This is a genomic window from Methylophaga sp. SB9B (assembly GCF_004832235.1).
Lineage (GTDB): Bacteria > Pseudomonadota > Gammaproteobacteria > Nitrosococcales > Methylophagaceae > Methylophaga > Methylophaga muralis.
Genome location: NZ_SSXS01000010.1, coordinates 89,814 through 107,762 on the forward strand (window position 1 = coordinate 89,814; position 17,949 = coordinate 107,762).

At 46.9% G+C, this 17,949-nt stretch carries 14 protein-coding genes, 2 pseudogenes and 1 riboswitch; of the genes and pseudogenes, 4 read left to right on the forward strand and 12 right to left on the reverse strand.

Annotated elements, in window-relative coordinates; all coding sequences use genetic code 11:
• Positions 1 to 31: 31 nt before the first annotated feature.
• The gene (locus E8Q33_RS11480) at positions 32 to 364 is read left to right on the forward strand and encodes a cupin domain-containing protein (RefSeq protein WP_136554867.1); all 333 of its coding nucleotides are present in this window, start codon (positions 32 to 34) and stop codon (positions 362 to 364) included.
• A gap of 102 nt (positions 365 to 466) precedes the next feature.
• Here the strand turns inward: E8Q33_RS11480 and E8Q33_RS11485 are convergent, their stop codons facing one another.
• From E8Q33_RS11485 to dinB, 3 genes are all read right to left on the reverse strand, one after another.
• Positions 467 to 886 carry a hypothetical protein gene (locus E8Q33_RS11485; protein ID WP_136554869.1) on the reverse strand — a complete coding sequence of 140 codons (420 nt, stop codon included), beginning with the start codon at positions 884 to 886 and terminating at the stop codon, positions 467 to 469.
• Positions 887 to 951: 65 nt separating this feature from the next.
• Entirely contained in the window at positions 952 to 1,995 is a 1,044-nt protein-coding gene (locus E8Q33_RS11490) for a hypothetical protein (protein WP_211116149.1), read from the reverse strand.
• 45 nt (positions 1,996 to 2,040) lie between these two features.
• Positions 2,041 to 3,132 (reverse strand): DNA polymerase IV, encoded by a 1,092-nt coding sequence (gene dinB, locus E8Q33_RS11495; protein ID WP_136554871.1) that lies wholly within the window; start codon positions 3,130 to 3,132, stop codon positions 2,041 to 2,043.
• 157 nt (positions 3,133 to 3,289) lie between these two features.
• Here dinB and E8Q33_RS11500 point away from each other — a divergent pair, with 157 nt between their 5' ends.
• From E8Q33_RS11500 to E8Q33_RS11510, 3 genes are all read left to right on the forward strand, one after another.
• Positions 3,290 to 4,828: an MFS transporter gene (locus E8Q33_RS11500; RefSeq protein ID WP_247870069.1), complete on the forward strand. Its 1,539-nt coding sequence runs from the start codon at positions 3,290 to 3,292 to the stop codon at positions 4,826 to 4,828.
• A gap of 12 nt (positions 4,829 to 4,840) precedes the next feature.
• Positions 4,841 to 5,431, forward strand: a complete 591-nt coding sequence (locus E8Q33_RS11505; protein WP_136554873.1) for a hypothetical protein — start codon at positions 4,841 to 4,843, stop codon at positions 5,429 to 5,431.
• 88 nt (positions 5,432 to 5,519) lie between these two features.
• A complete protein-coding gene (locus tag E8Q33_RS11510) occupies positions 5,520 to 5,900 on the forward strand; it encodes a nuclear transport factor 2 family protein (protein ID WP_069295461.1) in 381 nt (126 codons plus the stop codon).
• On the opposite strand, the gene ppnN is transcribed toward E8Q33_RS11510, so the two are convergent.
• The 9 genes and pseudogenes from ppnN to ssb form a co-directional block, all read right to left on the reverse strand.
• Positions 5,838 to 7,280: a nucleotide 5'-monophosphate nucleosidase PpnN gene (gene ppnN / locus E8Q33_RS11515; protein WP_211116150.1), complete on the reverse strand. Its 1,443-nt coding sequence runs from the start codon at positions 7,278 to 7,280 to the stop codon at positions 5,838 to 5,840. The genes E8Q33_RS11510 and ppnN overlap by 63 nt on opposite strands.
• Positions 7,281 to 7,440: 160 nt before the next feature.
• Complete coding sequence (atzF, locus tag E8Q33_RS11520) at positions 7,441 to 9,234, reverse strand: allophanate hydrolase (protein ID WP_136554875.1); 1,794 nt, start codon at positions 9,232 to 9,234, stop codon at positions 7,441 to 7,443.
• Entirely contained in the window at positions 9,234 to 12,830 is a 3,597-nt protein-coding gene (gene uca / locus E8Q33_RS11525; RefSeq protein WP_136554876.1) for an urea carboxylase, read from the reverse strand. The genes atzF and uca overlap by 1 nt, the downstream gene beginning before the upstream one ends.
• 84 nt (positions 12,831 to 12,914) lie before the next feature.
• Positions 12,915 to 13,553, reverse strand: a complete 639-nt coding sequence (locus E8Q33_RS11530; RefSeq protein WP_069295465.1) for an urea amidolyase associated protein UAAP2 — start codon at positions 13,551 to 13,553, stop codon at positions 12,915 to 12,917.
• A 17-nt stretch (positions 13,554 to 13,570) separates the two neighbouring features.
• Complete coding sequence (locus E8Q33_RS11535; RefSeq protein WP_136554878.1) at positions 13,571 to 14,311, reverse strand: urea amidolyase associated protein UAAP1; 741 nt, start codon at positions 14,309 to 14,311, stop codon at positions 13,571 to 13,573.
• A pseudogene (locus E8Q33_RS16460) lies at positions 14,304 to 15,088 on the reverse strand (ABC transporter ATP-binding protein). Before E8Q33_RS16460 ends, E8Q33_RS11535 begins: the two are co-directional and overlap by 8 nt.
• Positions 15,085 to 15,912, reverse strand: coding sequence for an ABC transporter permease (locus E8Q33_RS11545; protein ID WP_136554880.1), 828 nt, complete (start codon positions 15,910 to 15,912; stop codon positions 15,085 to 15,087). Before E8Q33_RS11545 ends, E8Q33_RS16460 begins: the two are co-directional and overlap by 4 nt.
• A gap of 24 nt (positions 15,913 to 15,936) precedes the next feature.
• Positions 15,937 to 17,004, reverse strand: a complete 1,068-nt coding sequence (locus tag E8Q33_RS11550; protein ID WP_069295469.1) for a putative urea ABC transporter substrate-binding protein — start codon at positions 17,002 to 17,004, stop codon at positions 15,937 to 15,939.
• A gap of 61 nt (positions 17,005 to 17,065) precedes the next feature.
• Positions 17,066 to 17,166: riboswitch (guanidine-I (ykkC/yxkD leader) on the reverse strand.
• A 263-nt stretch (positions 17,167 to 17,429) separates the two neighbouring features.
• Positions 17,430 to 17,929: pseudogene (gene ssb, locus E8Q33_RS11555) on the reverse strand (single-stranded DNA-binding protein).
• Positions 17,930 to 17,949 lie beyond the last annotated feature (20 nt).

Here is a 17,949-nt window from a genome sequence, read left to right on the forward strand (position 1 = left end):
TTGGGAGGTAAATCTAACTTTAGGAATGAAAATGAAAGAAATTACAGTTGATAGCAACCCGAGTGAAGCAGTATTAAAAAAATTGGGCGTTGCTCACTGGCCAACATGGGAAAAAGGCGTATCAGTTTTCCCTTGGGCGTTTGTCACGACAGAAATCGCTTATATCATTGAAGGTGAGTGTGTCATGACGCCTAACGATGGTGGCCCAGCTACGACCTTTAAGGCGGGTGATTTGGTCGTCTTTCCGAATGGGTATAAAGGCACTTGGGAAGTTAAAAAAGCTTTGAAGAAGCAATTCAAACATAAAGACGGCAATTTTGTGAAATGTGCTCTTAGTCGTTTTAAAATTTTAAAAATAAATTAAAATCAAACGCTTAAAATATAATTTGTTGCCTGTTAATTGGGTTGAAGTATGAAACCCAACAATCTGATTGATGTTTTTGACCTTGTCGCTGCCGCTGGGCGTTCATTTATTTTGCTTGCCCAAAATAAACGAACCAAACAAAAGGCAGCCCATGCTCGCCCTGCGGGTCCCCTGCGCTTCTCGATCTGGTCGGGCATGACGGAAACTCGCTGCGCTCAAACAGCCGTCATGCTGTTCCGACCAGCTCTGCGATGCTCGGCTTCGCATAAGGGCGATCAGGGAAGGAATGTTCAGCCAAGTCCCCGAAATCCCCTTTTGTGCTGCCGATAAAAATGGCTCTCTCAGGATCAGAAATCGGAATGTTTGAGCGCAGCGAGTTTTTTCGATTTCCCTGAGATAACCATTTTTATCGGGGAGCCGCAGGCCAGCACAAGGGGTGCCTTTTCTTTTGGTTCGTTTTCTTTGGGCAAACAAAGAAAAAAATGAACTCGCCCCATAGGGCGAAACTTTGTGCCAAAACATTTTGATTTGTTGGGTTTCGCAGGCTCAACCCAACCTACGGGCTTGCCTCCAATGCTTTTCCAACCTCAGTTGCTTGCACCGAAGACAAATACTCTAACGGACACTTCTCCATCCGGCGTTTTCCTCATACCTTCTAAATCTGAAGCTAGGCCGGCAGGGTTAGTCAGTAGGTGAAGTGGGTCGAAGATTACACACCAAAGCCTATTGCACTGGTTATGGCGGCGGTAGTGTTCAATATCAATGATTAACTCGTCACCTATCTTGGCTGCATGCGACTTGTCGCGCACGCGCTTTAATTCTAGGACCAATTTGTGTTCGGGTATAAGAAAATCCATTCTTGTACTAGAACCTGCATAACTTGGAGTATATTCCTCGGGCCGAATATCATTAATCCACGGTCTTAGTTGTGAATGAAGCAAATCTTGAATGTCATATTCAGACTCGAATACAAGGTTTGTTGAGCCCTTTCTGCGATGTGTGAGAGGGTGCATTGCACGTGGTAGGCCACGGATAATCACTTTTAGAAGATCTTCCACATGGGTTGGTTTAACAGGTCCGGCTGTGGGAGTAAGTGGTTCGGGTTCAACATGTATTGGGAGTACGCGTCCACCTCTGAAATAACGGAGCCCATGTTCTTCCATGACTTTGATTAAGCGATTACGTTTGGCTGTATAAATTTCCATTGGATCCGGAAACTTCACTCCTAAAAGCTCGGTCGGCCCAGTCGAAACAGGCTGTAAATCCATAAACTCTTCTATAAGGTTTCCAAGTACCGCAAGACTATCGACTTCAGGATCGTTTCCGGCACGTTGAAGCCAATTTTTCCACTTCGAGTGATGAGCTAGTTCGGGGGGAGGTCCCGGTGCACCCGCGGCTAGAAATAGCTCGTTAAGTACCTCATGGGAACCATTCAATATTTCTGCAACGGCAGCACACACTGCAATTGGAATTCGAATGTTTGTAGAGCTTGAATTATTCATAACGTTTATTGAACATAAGAGACTCTTAATAAGGGCATGATTTTGCCAGATAGTAAGACGATTGCTATGTTCGTTCTTAGCATAAAGTGTGAAACTACAATCATGAAAAACTTCTTTATTTAAAATCAAACATATATTAGTCACTTGAAATACAAAAACAACAGAGTTATTGGCTTAAAACTCATTAATTAGAGCCAAATCCAACTGTGCCTGCCCCTTCTCAACAATAACCCCCAAATCAAACCCACTCAAACTCAACCCCACCAACCTGACCGCTTTATGACCCGCTTCAGTTCTAGCTAACAATTTCGGAATCCATTCCAGCAAATCAGCAAAGCCAATACTGTGATCCAGCGTTTGTGCTCGGGTCACTTGCTGAAAGTCGGCGTATTTCACTTTAACGGTGACGGTTCTGCCTTGCATATTGTGTTTGTTAAGACTGTCGATCACTTGTTCGGCGAGGTCGAGCAGGATGTTGGTTAACTCTGGGACGGACAGAATATCTTCGGCAAAGGTGGTTTCCTTGCCGAGTGATTTGCGGATACGTTGACTGCGGACTGGTCGTTCATCAATGGCTCGGGCGATGTTGTAATAATACTGGCCGGATTTGCCGAAGCGTTCGCTCAGTTCGGCCAATGTTTTCTGCCGTAAGTCATTGCCGGTATGGATGCCGAGGTTTTTCATTTTGGTTTCGGTGGCGGGGCCGATGCCGTGAAATTTGCCGATGGGTAGTTTGTTTACAAATTCCTGGCCCTGTTCTGGGCGGATCAGATAAAGGCCATCGGGTTTATCCATATCGGAGGCAATTTTGGCGAGAAATTTATTGTAGGACACACCAGCCGAAGCGGTGAGTCCAGTCTCGGCGAGGATTTCAGCTTTGATGGCTTTGGCAATTAAGGTGGCAGAGCCGTTAAACGATTCAGTGTATGTGACATCCAGATAGGCTTCATCTAACGAAAGCGGTTCAACTTCTGAGGCATAACGCCAGAATACTTCGCGGATCTGGTTGGATACTTCTTTATAGGCGTCAAAACGGGGACGGACAAAAATGGCTTCGGGGCATAAGCGATAGGCCCGCGATGAGGCCATGGCAGAATGAATGCCAAATTTGCGCGCTTCATAGCTGCAGGCAGCAACTACGCCTCGGCTGTCAGGTTGACCACCGACAATCAGCGGTTTGCCTTTCAGCTCGGGAAAGTCGCGTTGTTCAACCGATGCATAAAATGCGTCCATATCCACGTGAATGATTTTTCGTTGTTTAGCCATTAAGAATTAGTGTTGATGAGTTCTCGGTATTTTCTCATAATCCACATGCAGATGTGCCAGTAGATATTGCTATCTTGATCCGACAGTCATTTCAGAGTGGATTGCAGGCTGCGCCAATGTTACTTTAGCGAATTAAACCCCATCAGTGAGCTTACGTTTGATTGCAAGTATCCGTTCCTGGCAGGAAAGTCTGCGGGCTTTTTTTACCCCCCAAGTTGTCACCATGCTGTTTCTCGGCATTGCAGCGGGGTTGCCGTTATTACTGATTTTTTCCTCCCTCAGCCTATGGTTACGTGAAGCGGGCGTTGATCGCAGCGCAGTTACCTATTTCAGTTGGGCGGCGCTGGGTTATTCCTTCAAATTTGTCTGGGCTCCGCTGCTGGATATTTTGCCGTTACCGATTTTGCATCGGCTGTTAGGGCGGCGACGTAGCTGGTTATTTCTTTCACAGCTGATGATTATTACCTCGATAATAATGATGGCAATGGTTGATCCGGCGACACATTCCTTAACCTTAATGGCTGTCGCCGCAGTATTACTGGGCTTTTCTGCCGCGACGCAGGATGTGGTGATTGATGCCTATCGTATCGAGTCTGCGGATACCCGTTTGCAGGCATTAATGTCTGCCAGTTATATCGCAGGATATCGAATCGGCATGCTGATGGCTGGGGCGGGCGCGTTGATGCTGGCCAGTTATTTTGGCTCGGAAATGGGTGAATATGATTATCTGGCGTGGCGTCAAAGCTATTTAATTATGGCCGCGTTGATGTTGATTGGTGTGGTCACTACCTTGTTAAGCCCAGAGCCGGAAGTAAATAAAAAGGTTCATGAGGATCGCAAGCGTGATTATCTTGGGTTGATGCTGACATTTGCATTGTCGATAAGCGGGTTTATCGGTTGTTTTTATCTCACCGGTGACTGGGCGGTTCAGGCAAGATTGCAATTACTTTCGGTGTTGAATAATGGACCTTTGGCGGCGGTAGCGGTTGAGATGGTGCGTTTGGTGCTGGCAACCATTGTGGCAGTGATTATCGCCAGAATGCTGATATTAATGGGCTGGGTTCAGCAGAGTATTGTGCATCGCAGTTATGTCGAGCCGGTGCAGGATTTCTTCAAGCGTTACGGCATGTCGATGGCGTTGTTATTGTTGTTGCTGATTGGCTTGTATCGTATATCCGATATTGTGCTGGGCGTTGTGGCGAATATTTTTTATCAGGATATGGGCTTTACCAAGCCTGAGATTGCTACCGTGGTGAAAACCTTTGGTTTGTTTATGACCATTGTTGGTGGTTTTCTCGGCGGTATTCTGGCCTTGCGTTTTGGGGTGATGCGCATTCTGTTTATCGGAGCCGTGTTATCTGCACTGACCAATCTGCTGTTTATGTTACTGGCCCAAATGGGTAATGACATTGTGATGCTGTACATCGTTATATCTGCTGACAATCTGTCCGGCGGTATGGCCAGTGCCGCGTTTATTGCATTTTTATCCAGCTTGACCAATATCTCTTTCACGGCAGTGCAATATGCCATTTTCAGTTCGCTGATGACCTTGTTGCCGAAAATACTCGGCGGCTATTCCGGGACAATGGTGGAGAGTATTGGCTATGAGCAGTTCTTTTTGCTGACCGCATTAATGGGAATACCGGTGTTGCTGCTGGTATTCCTGGCTGCCAGGCGTTTTCGAATTGATGGTTAGCTAGGCATCGTTATGTGGCGCTGGCTATTAATTATCGTAGTGATTTTTTTCGGCTGGCGTCATTGTTCAACGGCTGAGATCAGCTATGCCGCTCCTGACAAAGTCATTGATCAAGCCCCTCAGCAATCTGAGGTGTCAGGTTTGCAGCCAATTCCTTTTGATAAGTATGCGATTCAGCCTGTAGCGGAATTTGCTCTGGAGGCCAGAGTCTTGGCTCGGGAAGAATATTGGTTGGGGCGTGAAGCCGATTTATCTCCCACCGATTTGGTATTGGGCTGGGGAGAAATGGCGGATCCCCAAGTTGTTAAACAGATTAATATTCGCCAGTCCGGTCGTTGGTATTTCTGGCAGGTTGATTCATTTCCGATTCCGCGCCGGAGTATTGAAACGCAAAGTGCCAATATGCATTTGATTCCGGCTAATGATGAGGTCGCCAGAACGCTTAAGCAGATTCGTCCCGGACAATTAATTACGCTGCAGGGCTATTTGGTAAATGTGAATGCTGATGATGGTTGGCGTTGGCGCAGTTCGCTTAGCCGCGAAGATATCGGTGCCAATGCCTGTGAGTTGATTTACGTAAAGCAGTTAAAAATCATTTCCTGACAACCGTTTTAAGTGATCTTGTAGCGGGAAATATCCCCGAAAAGTTTATGTTATGTTGGACAGATTCCTAACCAACAAGGAGATTTCCATGTCCAATACCGCTACTTCAATCAGTGATTACGAAGCTATCACCAAAGTCATACAGCACTACATAGATGGTGCCGTTTCAGGCCGTGGTGAGCTTATGAAACCAGCCTTTCATCAGGATGCCACCATTTACGGTTATGTTGGTCCGGATTTATTTGCTGGTCCCATTCAGGGCTTATATGACTGGAATGATGAAAATGGTCCAGCCAAAGATATGCAGTCGAAGATTACTCATATCGATGTGGTTGGCACCGCGGCCAGCGTCAGGCTCGAATCAGATAATTGGACCGGTCATCGTTTTACCGATTTTTTCAATTTGTTAAAAATTGATGGCAAATGGCAGGTGATGAATAAAGTATTTCACCTGCATGACGAGGCCTAAATAGCCCCTAAGCTGCTGGTTTAATCCAGCAGCTTGTAACAGGTTTGTAGCATTTTCGTCTTGTCCCAGTTTCATGCGTTTTTCGCGGACAAAGATACGTAACAAGTCATCAATGGCTCGCATTAAATCCGGATCGCCGTTGATGATGTAAGGCCCGTGTTTCGCCACTTCGCGAATACCAAATGCTTTAACATTACCGGCAACAATTCCTGAAAATGCTGAACGTAAGTTGCTGGCTAGTTCATGACGCGGCATATCCGGATATAACCGTAGAGATGCCATATTTTCATGAGTGGGAATAAACGGCTGTTGCAACATCGGATCAATATGCAACTGCCAGTTAAAGTAATAGGCATCCTGTGATTCCCGACGCGCTTGATGCACGCTATCCACAGCTTCGCGAATGATATGTCCAACAGTTGCCGGTTCGCCGATAACAATTTGATACAACTCAGCAATTTCATCGCCCAGACAACGACGCAGGAATTTATCCAGCGTATCGAAATACTCGCGACAGGATTCCGGACCGGCAAATACCAGTGGAATACCTTGTTTGTTTTCCGGATGCAGCAAAATGCTCAGTAAATAGAATATTTCCTCGACTGTGCCGACGCCACCTGGAAACACAATAAAACTGTGACCCAGACGGACAAATGCTTCGAGGCGCTTTTCAATATCCGGCATGATCACCAGTTCATTGACGATGGCATTAGGTGATTCGGAAGCAATAATACCCGGTTCACTGATGCCGATATAACGGCCGGTTTTTACCTGTTGTTTGGCATGACCTACCGCCGCACCTTTCATTGGGCCTTTCATAGCACCGATGCCACAGCCGGTAATGATATCGAGATTTCTTAAACCCAGTTCATATCCCACATGTTTAGCGTAATCATATTCTTCACGAGGAATTGAATGACCACCCCAACAGACCACTAGATTCGGGGTGGTATTGGGTTTGATGGCATCTGCATTTCGCAGAATCATAAACACACTATCGGTTATCTGTTCTGAGGTTGGTGAGGTTTGCCCGGCAAGGATTTTGAAATCTGTATAAACAATGTCACGCAACGCCGATGATAAATGCTCCTGAATACCACGAATAATCTTATCGTCAACAAACGATTGGGCCGGTGCATTCTTGATTTCCAGTACAACGCCACGTGATTGCGGCACCAATTTGATATCAAAATCGGCATAGGTATGCAGGATTTGCTCGGCATCATCCTGATAACTGTCAGTATTTAAAATTGCCAGAGCACAATCGCGAAATAAACGATGCAAATCTTCGCTGCTATTGCTGATGCGTTGAATTTCTTCCTGGGACAGCAGATTTAAGGTTCTTAATGGGCGAATCGTGGTGTATTCAATTTTGTTCATAGACTTCTATTGATAAAAAAGGCGAGCCAACATACTCCCACTGTTACGAGTGGGAATCAATGGAAGAGTCGATGCCCGTAAAAATAGCGGTCAGTTTTTTTGCTGCAGGAAAGCCAAGCCGGATTGATTCCGGCTCGGTTTGTTTTAAAAATGAAGCTGTTTATTGCTGCTGAACGTAAGTCCGCCAGCCTTTAAGATGACTGATATCGGTGGCATTGGTGATGGCATATGGTTCACAGATAAAGCCCGTGTACCATTGCTGATCGGCCAGTTGCACCTTGCCAATACCTAACGGGGCAGGGATCCCAGCGACAAAAGAGCCAAAGCTGGCGGTAGGTAATTCCCATAACTCAACTTCAATCGCTTCCCCTTGGTGTTCATCTCTGACGAGGCCAGGTCGGGCGGGAGGTCCGCCGGGTAAGGCATAAAGCCGATAATCGGGGCTGGTTTGTGTGGCGCGTATTAACTTGCCACCGCGCTCCCGTAATTGCCAGTTGAGCGGCTGTCCTTCTAAATGTGCTCCACAGACAACGACCTTTATCCGATCAGCCACTCCGGCGTTTATTGCGCGTGAATCAGGTAATGGCAACGCGGTCGCGCCCAACGGTAATTTAAATGTTTGTTGCAGTTGATTGGCATAAGACAATAAGCGGGTATCACTGAAGGCTCTGGAAAACAGTGTCACGCCAAACGGCAGCCCGTTTGCGTTGAAGCCTGCCGGAACAGCAACGGCGCTGCAGTCGAGCAGATTCATAAAGTTGGTGTAATACCCAAGCTGGCTATTAAGTTTAATCGGCTCTGCCTGAACCTCTTTGATTTTGTAAATCGTGCCGGCGGTAGGCGTCACAATAAAATCGAATTTTTCCAGGACTGGCGTGACCTGCTGTTTGCAGTGTTGCAATTGATACTCGGCGCTGAACAGATCCTCGGCTGAAGCGGTGTTATTGCTGGCGAGGATTTGTTGTAAAACCGGCAGCATATCTTCACGTTTGACACCGGTTGTAGCAATGCGCCGTTCTGCCACCCAAGGGCCTTCGTATAACAATCTGGCAGCGGTCAGAAAGGGCTCAAAATCTATTTCATGACAGATGCCGCCAAGATTTTTCAGTGTTTCAAGGGTTTTATAAAAGCCCTGCTCAGTTTCCTGGTCGCCAAAAAACGCTAATTGCCCAGCTTGCGGAATGGCGAAGTTAAAGCTATCAGCTGTAAGTTGGCCATAATTTCGTCGGTTGGTCTCTTTATTTGGCCGGGAATAATCATCCTTGAAATCAAACGCGGCAGCGACCTCAAATACCCGGTTTGCATCATCCGTTGTCAGACTGAAAATGGAAACACAATCCAGACTTTTACAGGCTGGCACCACTCCATGATTACTGAGCAAACCTCGCGAAGGTTTTAAGCCAATAAGATTATTGAATGCAGCCGGTACCCGACCAGATCCGGCAGTATCGGTGCCCAAAGAAAAACTCACTAGTCCCAATGCGACCGCTACCGCCGAACCTGAACTTGAACCACCGGAAATATACTCAGGATCAAAACTGTTCTGACAGGCTCCCCATTTATCCGGTGAACGCACACCGACCAGTCCGGTAGCAAACTGATCCATATTGGTTTTACCAATCGGAATCGCCCCGGCAGCAATTAATAGATCCACCACATGAGCAGATTGCTCTGGCGTGTAACGATAGGCTTCGCAACCAGCGGTGACATCCACACCGGCCAGTTCGATATTGTCTTTTATCGCAAATGGAATTCCGTACAACGGCAATTTATCAGGTGATTGACCGATTAAATTATCCAGATAAGGCTGAATAGCCTCCCGCGATAACAGGGTTATCCAGATATTTCGATCAGCATAGGTGGCGGCGCGTTTTAGCACCTCATCAATCAGTTTATGCGGAGAGAGCTTGCCATCACGATAGGCCTGATGGATGGCATCAATGGTCATGTCCATTATTCAGCCTCCCCAGAAATAACGACCAGACGATCACCCATACCAACTTGCGCACCGGCCTGTCGTTTAATTTCTGTGACGGTACCGGCTTGAGTTGCGGTTATCTGGATCTCCATTTTCATTGCCTCAAGAATCATCAACACATCGCCTTCTTGTACGAACGAGCCAATTTCCACTTCCACTTTCCAGACGCTGCAATTGAGCGGACTATCAACGGAAATAGCATTTTCCGGCAAAGGCGCACTTTCCTCATCGATGATCTGGGCTTCATTACCACTATCAAAATGTAAAAGACCCTCGCGTTTCCAGTGTTCCAGCTCCTGTTCAAAGGCAAGTTCACGCTGTCGGGTAAAGCTGTCAATCGACTCTTTATGTTGCTCAATAAACTGGTTATAGCGTTTGAGATTGAAGGTGGTTTCTTCAATCTTCAGCGGATAATTGCCTTGCGGAAAATCCCGGCGGATCTGTACCAATTCATCGTGAGTGACTTCATAGAATTTGATTTGATCAAAAAACCGTAACAACCAAGGTTTAGTGAATTCAGTGGTTTGCAGATAACGATTCCACATCTGCAGGGTCCGGCCGATAAATTGATAACCACCTGGACCTTCCATGCCATAAACGCACAGATAGGATCCACCGATACCAACGGAGTTTTCGGCAGTCCAGGTGCGGGCAGGGTTATATTTGGTAGTGACCAGACGGTGTCTGGGATCCAGTGGTGTCGCGACCGGCGCCCCCAGATAGACATCACCCAGTCCCATCACCAGATAACTGGCTTCAAACACAATACGTTTCACTTCATCGATCGAGCTGAGCCCATTTATCCGGCGAATAAATTCAATATTATCCGGACACCAGGGCGCGTTATGTCGTACCGATTGCATGTATTTCTGGATGGCTTGCTGGCAGGCTTCATCATTCCAGGAAATCGGTAAATGCACGATACGTGCAGGTACATCCATTTCTTCGATATTGCTGATTTCCTGTTCGGCCTGTTTGAGAATACCGACCAGAGTGTCCAGTGAAATTTGCAGACCATCGTAGTGGATCTGCAGCGAACGAATACCCGGGGTGAGTTCACGTAATCCTTTGATATTTTGTTGCTGTAACCACAACATCAACGCGTGCACTTTAAAACGCAGATTGATATCCAGTTTCAGTTCGCCGTATTCGACCAGCAGATAATGATCTCCCGCCAACCGGTAGCAGACATCGATACCGGTATCCGGCGACACCAGCGTGTCGTAGATTGGCGAACCAATTTCTGTGGGGATGACCTCAACAGTTTGTTGCGTCAAATTGCTTAGCGATTCCAGTTGAGCCCGTTCCATGGCTCTGGCGGTTTCTATCGATACTGGAATAAAACGCACGGTATCGCCAGCTTTTAATTGGCCTATTTTCCACAGTTCTGCTGTGATCACGGTGGCCGGACAGACAAAGCCGCCTAACGACGGACCATCGGGACCAAGGATAATCGGCATATCACCGGTGAAATCAATGGTGCCCACCGCATAGGCATTATCGTGAATATTGGAAGGATGTAATCCTGCTTCACCGCCAGTGTTTCTGGCCCATTCCGGACGTGGGCCAATCAGCCGTATGCCGGTTCGGCTGGAGTTATAGTGAATTTTCCAGTCAGCAGCAAAAAACGTTTCAATATCCTGTTCTGTAAAGAAATCCGGCGCGCCATGCGGGCCGTAAATAACCTTAATTTCCCAGTGAGTGGTTATCTCTGGGATTAATTCGGCAGGCGTTGTTGTTAAATCAACGACTGCTATTTCGTCTGATAAATGAAGAACATCACCGGTTTTTAAAGTACGACCGACATGGCCACCAAATTGCCCCAGGGTAAAGGTGGAGCGTGAACCCAGGTAATTCGGGCATTGAATGCCACCGGCAACCAGCAGATAAGCCCTTGTGCCGGCTGCTTTGATTTGCCCGAGCGTTAGTTTGTCGCCGCTAGACACTGAATAAATTTGCCAGCAATCAATCGGCTCACCATTGAGTTTGGCCTCAATGGTGGCACCGGTGATGATAATTTGGCTGCTGCAGTTAAATACCAGTTCCGGGCCGCTCAACGTAATTTCCAGTCCAGCACAGTCTTCGGTATTGCCAAGCAGACGATTACCCAGCCTGAACGACCAGTTGTCGTAAGGCCCTGAAGGCGGAATGCCGATATCCCAATAACCTTGCCTGCCAGGATAATCCTGCACTGTGGTCATGGTGCCCGGCGATAAAACGCTAAAGGTATTGGGGGAGTAGACAAAACTGTCCAGATAACGGGTGGTGATGCTGGCGGATAAAAAGGCCGCATCATTCAGAATATGGCTGAGATAATCGGTATTGGTTTCAATACCGTAGATACTGATTTGTTTCAGTGCTGTAAGTAGTTTGGCATGCGCTGTTTCGCGTGTTTCTGCAAAGCTGATCACTTTGGCTAGCATCGGATCAAAAAACGGCGAGATCTCGATGCCGGGTTTAATCCAGTGATCAATCCTTAAGTCGGGCAATTGTGGAAATACGACTTCGGTTAACAGTCCGGCAGAGGGTTGGAATTTTTTGAATGGATCTTCGGCATACAAGCGCACTTGTATTGCATGACCATTAGGTTCAGGTGCAACTTTGGGTAACGTATTTTCCTGCGCACCGACCTCAATCATCCAGCGAACCAGATCGACCTGATAAATGGCTTCGGTTACTCCATGCTCAACCTGCAGCCGGGTATTCACCTCCAGAAAATAAAAATCATGTGACTGGGCATCGTAGACAAATTCGACGGTACCGGCGCTACGATATTTGACTGCTGCCATCAAGCGAACCGCAACCTCGTGCATAGACTGACGAACATTGTCTGGAATATTTGGCGCCGGAGCTTCTTCGATAACTTTCTGATTACGTCGCTGACTGGAGCAGTCCCGATCACCCAGTGCCAGCACATGCCCCTGACCATCACCAATGATCTGCACCTCGATATGTCGTGCCTGTGTGATAAATTTTTCGATAAACACGCCATCATTGGAAAAATTATTGGCACCCAGCCGTTTAACTGAATTGAAAGCATTTTTCAGCTCATCTTCGTTATCACAACGACTCATGCCGATACCACCACCGCCGGCGGTGGATTTCAGCATCACCGGATAACCAATGGTTTGGGCAGTGGTTATGGCCTGTTCAATATCTTCAAGCAATTCTGAACCTGGCAATAACGGAACATCGTTCTGCTGAGCCAGTGCTCTGGCACTGTGTTTCAGGCCAAAGGCTTCCATCTGCTCCGGTGTCGGTCCCAGAAAGACCAGATCGTTTGCTTCACAAAGCCGGGCAAAGTCGGGGTTTTCGCTTAAAAAGCCATAACCGGGATGAATGGCTTCTGCACCGGTTTCTCTGGCAATTTCGAGAATGCGTTGCTGATTCAGATAAGTGTCTGCAGCGCGGCCTTCTCCAAGTGAAAAGGCTTCATTGGCAGAACTGACATGCAATGAGTCACGATCGGCTTCGGCATAAATCGCTACGGCCTGAATGCCCATTTGATGCAGGGTGCGGATAATCCGGGTGGCAATAGCCCCGCGGTTGGCAATTAAAATCTTCTTGAACATGGTTTTTTCATCTCAAGGTGTGGGTCGTCCCACTTAATTCCGGCGTGTTTCAAGTCGTCTCAAAACACGTAATTGCTGTTGTTTTTAATCCCAGATGTAAAGGCCTATAGGAGTCGGGTTATAGGCATTACAGGGGTTATTGAGCTGTGGACAATTGGAAATCAACACGATGACATCCATTTCGGCCTGCAATTCAACGTATTTACCGGCTTCTGAAATACCGTCAGCAAATGTCAATCCACCTTGTTCGGTAACCGGTACATTCATGAAAAAATTAATGTTATGAGTGATATCGCGTTTGCTGATGCCAAACTGTTCATTTTCAGCCACAGCCAGCATCCAGCTATCACGACAGGCGTGCATGGTTTTCTTTTCCAGGGCGTAACGCACAGTATTGGATTCGGTAGCACAGGCACCACCCAACGTATCGTGGCGACCACAGGTATCAGCGATAATGGTTAGCATCGGATTGCCCATATTGCTCAACAATGTCGTACCGGCAGTCAGATACACATTTTTCTGCTCACGTATGGTGTCCATTGCGCTATAGCGTTCTGCAGGATCAGCGGCGCTATAAAACAGAATGTCGGCTGCCTGATTACCGTGCAGATCGACGATACGCAGCGTTTGGTTTTTCAGCAGTGGCTTCATCCAGTAATCACCGGCCAGTACTTCTTCGTAACGGGCGGCTTCATTGGTATTCAAATGACTTTCTTTAATCACGTTCTGTTTGTCCTTTTTTAATGATGTCCACACAGGTGATAGAGACGGTTGTTTTCAAAACCACGCTGGTTTTCGGCACAGGCATTCAGGCACACATCGTCTTCAGTGACAGCGGCAGCATTACGGATTTGATAGGTAACGGAGTTTTTCGGATAGGTCGCTGCCGTATTCATCGGGTGCGGGCAGGTGTGGAACAGCACCAGGGTATCCATTTCAAAGCGTAAATCTATGTGATCTCCGGCCTTACTGTGATTTTCCACAAAGGTCAGATTGCCTAGGTCATCGGTTTTTATGCAGCTGAAAAGATTCAGGTTGGCTGCCATATCGCGTTTATTCAGACCGTATTTGGCTAACTCGACTAAAAACGCCTGTTCGCCACTAATGGTCCATTCATTACGAAACTGCTGATAGTTCTTGATGCCCCAGCGAGATTGCAACGCCGTGTTAGTCAAATTGCCGCCAACCGTGTCGTGCCAGCCAACGGTATCTTCAGTGATCGAGCAGAAGATACGGCCCATATCGGAATAAAGACAGTGACCTTTGGTCAGTTTAAATGTGTGCTGACATTTCAAGGTATCAGGAGCGTTGTAGCGTTCCAGCGTATTCTCCGGGTTATAAAACAACATGCCGACATTGGCGCCGCCATCCTGATCAATCAGCCGCAGGGTGGTACCTTTGCGCATCAGCATTGACCAGTGGGCGCCGCCTGGTAGGGTGTCCTGATATAAAACATCTTTGTCTTGGTTAATTTCAGTCATTTTGATTTGCCTGTTGCGTCGTTAATTTTTCTTGAATGTCACTTATTGATTGTTTTCTGGATCGTCCTACCGGTATGTCATAGGTGATCGACGCGCCATAGCGGTTTGGCTGATCCTGATCATGTCGTTGTTTATCAAACACCAGCAGTTGGGTGCCCAATGAGAAACCTTCAGACAAGTCATGGGTGATCATAAAAATGGTGATATTGGTCTCGCGCCAGATATCCAGAATCAACTCATGCATATCGGATCGAATACCTGGATCAAGTGCACCAAACGGCTCATCCAGTAACAGGATCTGCGGTTGTTTAATTAAGGCCTGAGCGATTGCCAGGCGTTGCTGCATACCACCTGACAATTCGCTGGGATATTTGGTTAAAGCGTGGTCGAGACCAACCTTTTCCAACAAAGCAACTGCTCGCTCACGAATGGCCTGACGTTTTTTACCAAAGCAGCGACCCAGTATTGGAGATTCCTTAAACTGTTCACCCAGCATCACGTTCTCTACAACGTTGAGATGAGAAAATACCGAGTATTTCTGAAACACAATGCCTCGATCAGCGCCCGGTTCACTGGGTATCGGTTTACCATTAACAGTAATTCACCCCGAGTGGGTTGTTCGGTTCCTAACAGCATTTTCAGAAAGGTGGTTTTGCCGCAACCTGATGCACCAACCAGCGTGACAAACTCGCCGGCTTTGACATCCAGATTGATGTTTTCCAGCACGATATTGTCGCCATATTCCTTCCAAAGGTTTTTGATTTTAATATCGTTCATTTGCCTTCCCCTTGGTCAGTCGAATGCCAGGGGAAAACGCTTTTTGACAGGCGTCTTAATAGAAAATCCATTAGAAATGCCAACAGCGTGATCCACACTACGTAGGGCAAAATGATGTCCATCGACATATAACGTCTAACCAGGAAAATCCGATAGCCAAGCCCCTCAGTGGAGGAGATGGCCTCTGCAGCAATCAGAAATAACCATGCCGAGCCCAGACTCAAGCGAACCGCGTCAATCAGCTTTGGTAATACTTGAGGTAACACCACCCGCAGAATCAGTTGCCAGCTGTTGGCACCTAATGTCTGGGCTTTGATAATGATTTCATTGGGTAATGCCATTACCCTGAGTTGTACGTCCCGAATCAGAAAGGGCGTAATACCCAGCACGATAAGCATCACTTTTGAAAGTTCACCAAGGCCAAAAATGATGAACAATATCGGCAGAATGGCTAAAGGCGGCACTAGTGAAATGATAGTGATCACCGGCGCTATTCCTGCTCTGACGAGAGGAATAATGCCGATCATAATACCAACCACCAGACCAATCAGCGCGCTGATGGCCACACCTAACCCCAGCCTTTGTAAACTAGCCGATGTATCTGCCCACAGTAAGTACTCACCTGTACGTTTGTTCGGCTCGAACGCCATATAGGAAATGGCATTTACAAAAGACTGGAATGACGGCATCAGCTTATCATTCGGGTTAATCGCCAGCCGTTCATTGGAAAAGTAAAAATACACCAGTCCAATGACAATGAATGGCAACAGACCCAGAATGCATTTCCCTAATATGCCCGGACGCTGATTGATAATTCTCTTCACGAGAAACTCCCTGTTTTACTTACTTTAGAGAGCGTTATCCGCTGCCATTTTCATAAAGCTGGAATCAAACCGGAGTTTGACGTTATTTGTATCACCCGCCACCTCACCGTTGGGATAGGCAATACCGATAAAGTCAGCATTCATTGCTCCATCACCCAGCAAACCATGATCAAAAGAAAAATCAGTGATGTGTTTCATGGTGGATTGTAGTTGTTCGCTCTCAGTAAAACTGACGGCTTCAGCTGCGGTGTAGAACATGTTGGTGGCATCGAGTTGAGCTTTGTAACCAGCGAGATCGGTTCCCGAAGCTTCCGCCATCATGGTCAAAGCTTCTTCATCGCCAGCTTGCATTTTGGCCATGATTTCATACCAGGCACCGGTTAATGCTTTACCAAACGCCGGATTTGCTTCAAGCGTTTCAGTGTTAACCACTAACATATCGATGATTTCGCCCGGGATATCAGATGAATCAAATACCTTGGTGGTATTCGGCACAGCAGTGATTTCAGAGAGTAACGGGTTCCAGGTCACTGTGGATGTGACATCGGCGGCATTAAACACGCCCACCAAATCAGCATCAGAAGTGTTGACCACGGTCACATCGCGTTCACTCATTTTTACGCTATCTAAAGCACGTGCTAACAGGTAATGCGAAACTGATAATTCGACCAGATTGACGCGTTGACCTTTAATATCGGCAAGCGTTTTATCGGAGCCTTTCAGCACAATACCGTCGTTACCATTTGAGAAGTCGCCGATGATTAAAGCTGTGCTATCTACTCCGCCTGCGGCAGGAATAGTGAGCGCATCCATATTGGTCATGGTGCAGCCATCAAACTGACCAGCAGTATATTGATTGATGGATTCGATATAGTCGTTGATCTGCACGACATCGATTTCGATATCGTATTTATCTGCCCACTTTTTAACGATGCCTGCGTTATCAGCATAATCCCAAGGCATCCAGCCGGCATAAATGGTCCAGGCGATACTGAATTTATCTTTGGTTTCAGCATGTGCTGATAGCGGGGAAAGCAGAGCAGAAAAAGAAAGCAGCAATACACTGCAAATACGGAAGAATGAATGCTTCATTTGGGTAATACCTCACAGCTTAAGGTTAAAAACACGGTGAAAGAGATGTTTTATTCAAACAATCTCCCGGGCTTTTATCCCTCCGTGTAACCTTCGCTGTGAAGGTCGGTCACTCTCGGTCCAGACGTTATTTGCATAACCGGAACCCTAGAGACCTATTGCTGTTCTTTTGGTGTGATTAAAACACCTCTGACACGCTGTGATTATTAAGGCATGATTCAGGCCAACCCAATTAAAAGGTTTTATAGTTAATAAAAACAAAGGTTTGATTGGATTGGCAGGGCGAATGAGTTTATTTAACGCACCTTATTTGTGCGTTACTTAGTGTTAACGCCCAATTATGGAGCGGTTTGAGTGGTGTTTCCGGTTCATTTTCCAAAAAAAGCCCTATTTTCAGGGGCTGTTTTGTAAGTATTTGTTGATGATCAAAAAGGAATATCATCATCATAATAATCTGCTTCACACCGGAGCCATAATCCGGTCCGGCAGAAGCTGAGGCCGGCTGCGGGTTGTTATAGTTACTTTTCGCTGCTGGTTGAGAAGGGCGGCCTTGATTGTAATCTTGATTATCACTGCTACCGCCACTACCGGCGCCTTTGCTGTCCAGCATGGTCATTTCATTGGCAATAATTTCTGTAGAGTATTGATCCTGGCCTTGCTGATTTTGCCATTTACGCGTTTGAATGCGGCCTTCAATATAGACTTGCGAGCCTTTACGCAGATATTGCTGTGCAATTTCACCCAGCTTATTGCGTAACACGACCCGGTGCCATTCCGTACGCTCCTGGCGCTCACCGGTTTGTTTGTCACGCCAGCTTTCTGAAGTAGCAATCCGCAAATTACAGATCGAGCCGCCATTAGGAAAAGCCCGGCTTTCAGGATCGACCCCGAGTCTGCCAACCAGAATAACTTTGTTTACTGACATGGTGAATTCCTTTACTAATT

Excerpts from the sequence above, each read along its gene's own strand:
- E8Q33_RS11480 (WP_136554867.1), top strand. The coding sequence starts at position 32 with ATGAAAGAAATTACAGTTGATAGCAACCCGAGTGAAGCAGTATTAAAA.
- E8Q33_RS11485 (WP_136554869.1), bottom strand. The coding sequence starts at position 886 with ATGTTTTGGCACAAAGTTTCGCCCTATGGGGCGAGTTCATTTTTTTCT.
- dinB (WP_136554871.1), bottom strand. The coding sequence starts at position 3,132 with ATGGCTAAACAACGAAAAATCATTCACGTGGATATGGACGCATTTTAT.
- E8Q33_RS11505 (WP_136554873.1), top strand. The coding sequence starts at position 4,841 with ATGTGGCGCTGGCTATTAATTATCGTAGTGATTTTTTTCGGCTGGCGT.
- E8Q33_RS11510 (WP_069295461.1), top strand. The coding sequence starts at position 5,520 with ATGTCCAATACCGCTACTTCAATCAGTGATTACGAAGCTATCACCAAA.
- ppnN (WP_211116150.1), bottom strand. The coding sequence starts at position 7,280 with ATGAACAAAATTGAATACACCACGATTCGCCCATTAAGAACCTTAAAT.
- atzF (WP_136554875.1), bottom strand. The coding sequence starts at position 9,234 with ATGGACATGACCATTGATGCCATCCATCAGGCCTATCGTGATGGCAAG.
- uca (WP_136554876.1), bottom strand. The coding sequence starts at position 12,830 with ATGTTCAAGAAGATTTTAATTGCCAACCGCGGGGCTATTGCCACCCGG.
- E8Q33_RS11535 (WP_136554878.1), bottom strand. The coding sequence starts at position 14,311 with ATGACTGAAATTAACCAAGACAAAGATGTTTTATATCAGGACACCCTA.
- E8Q33_RS11550 (WP_069295469.1), bottom strand. The coding sequence starts at position 17,004 with ATGAAGCATTCATTCTTCCGTATTTGCAGTGTATTGCTGCTTTCTTTT.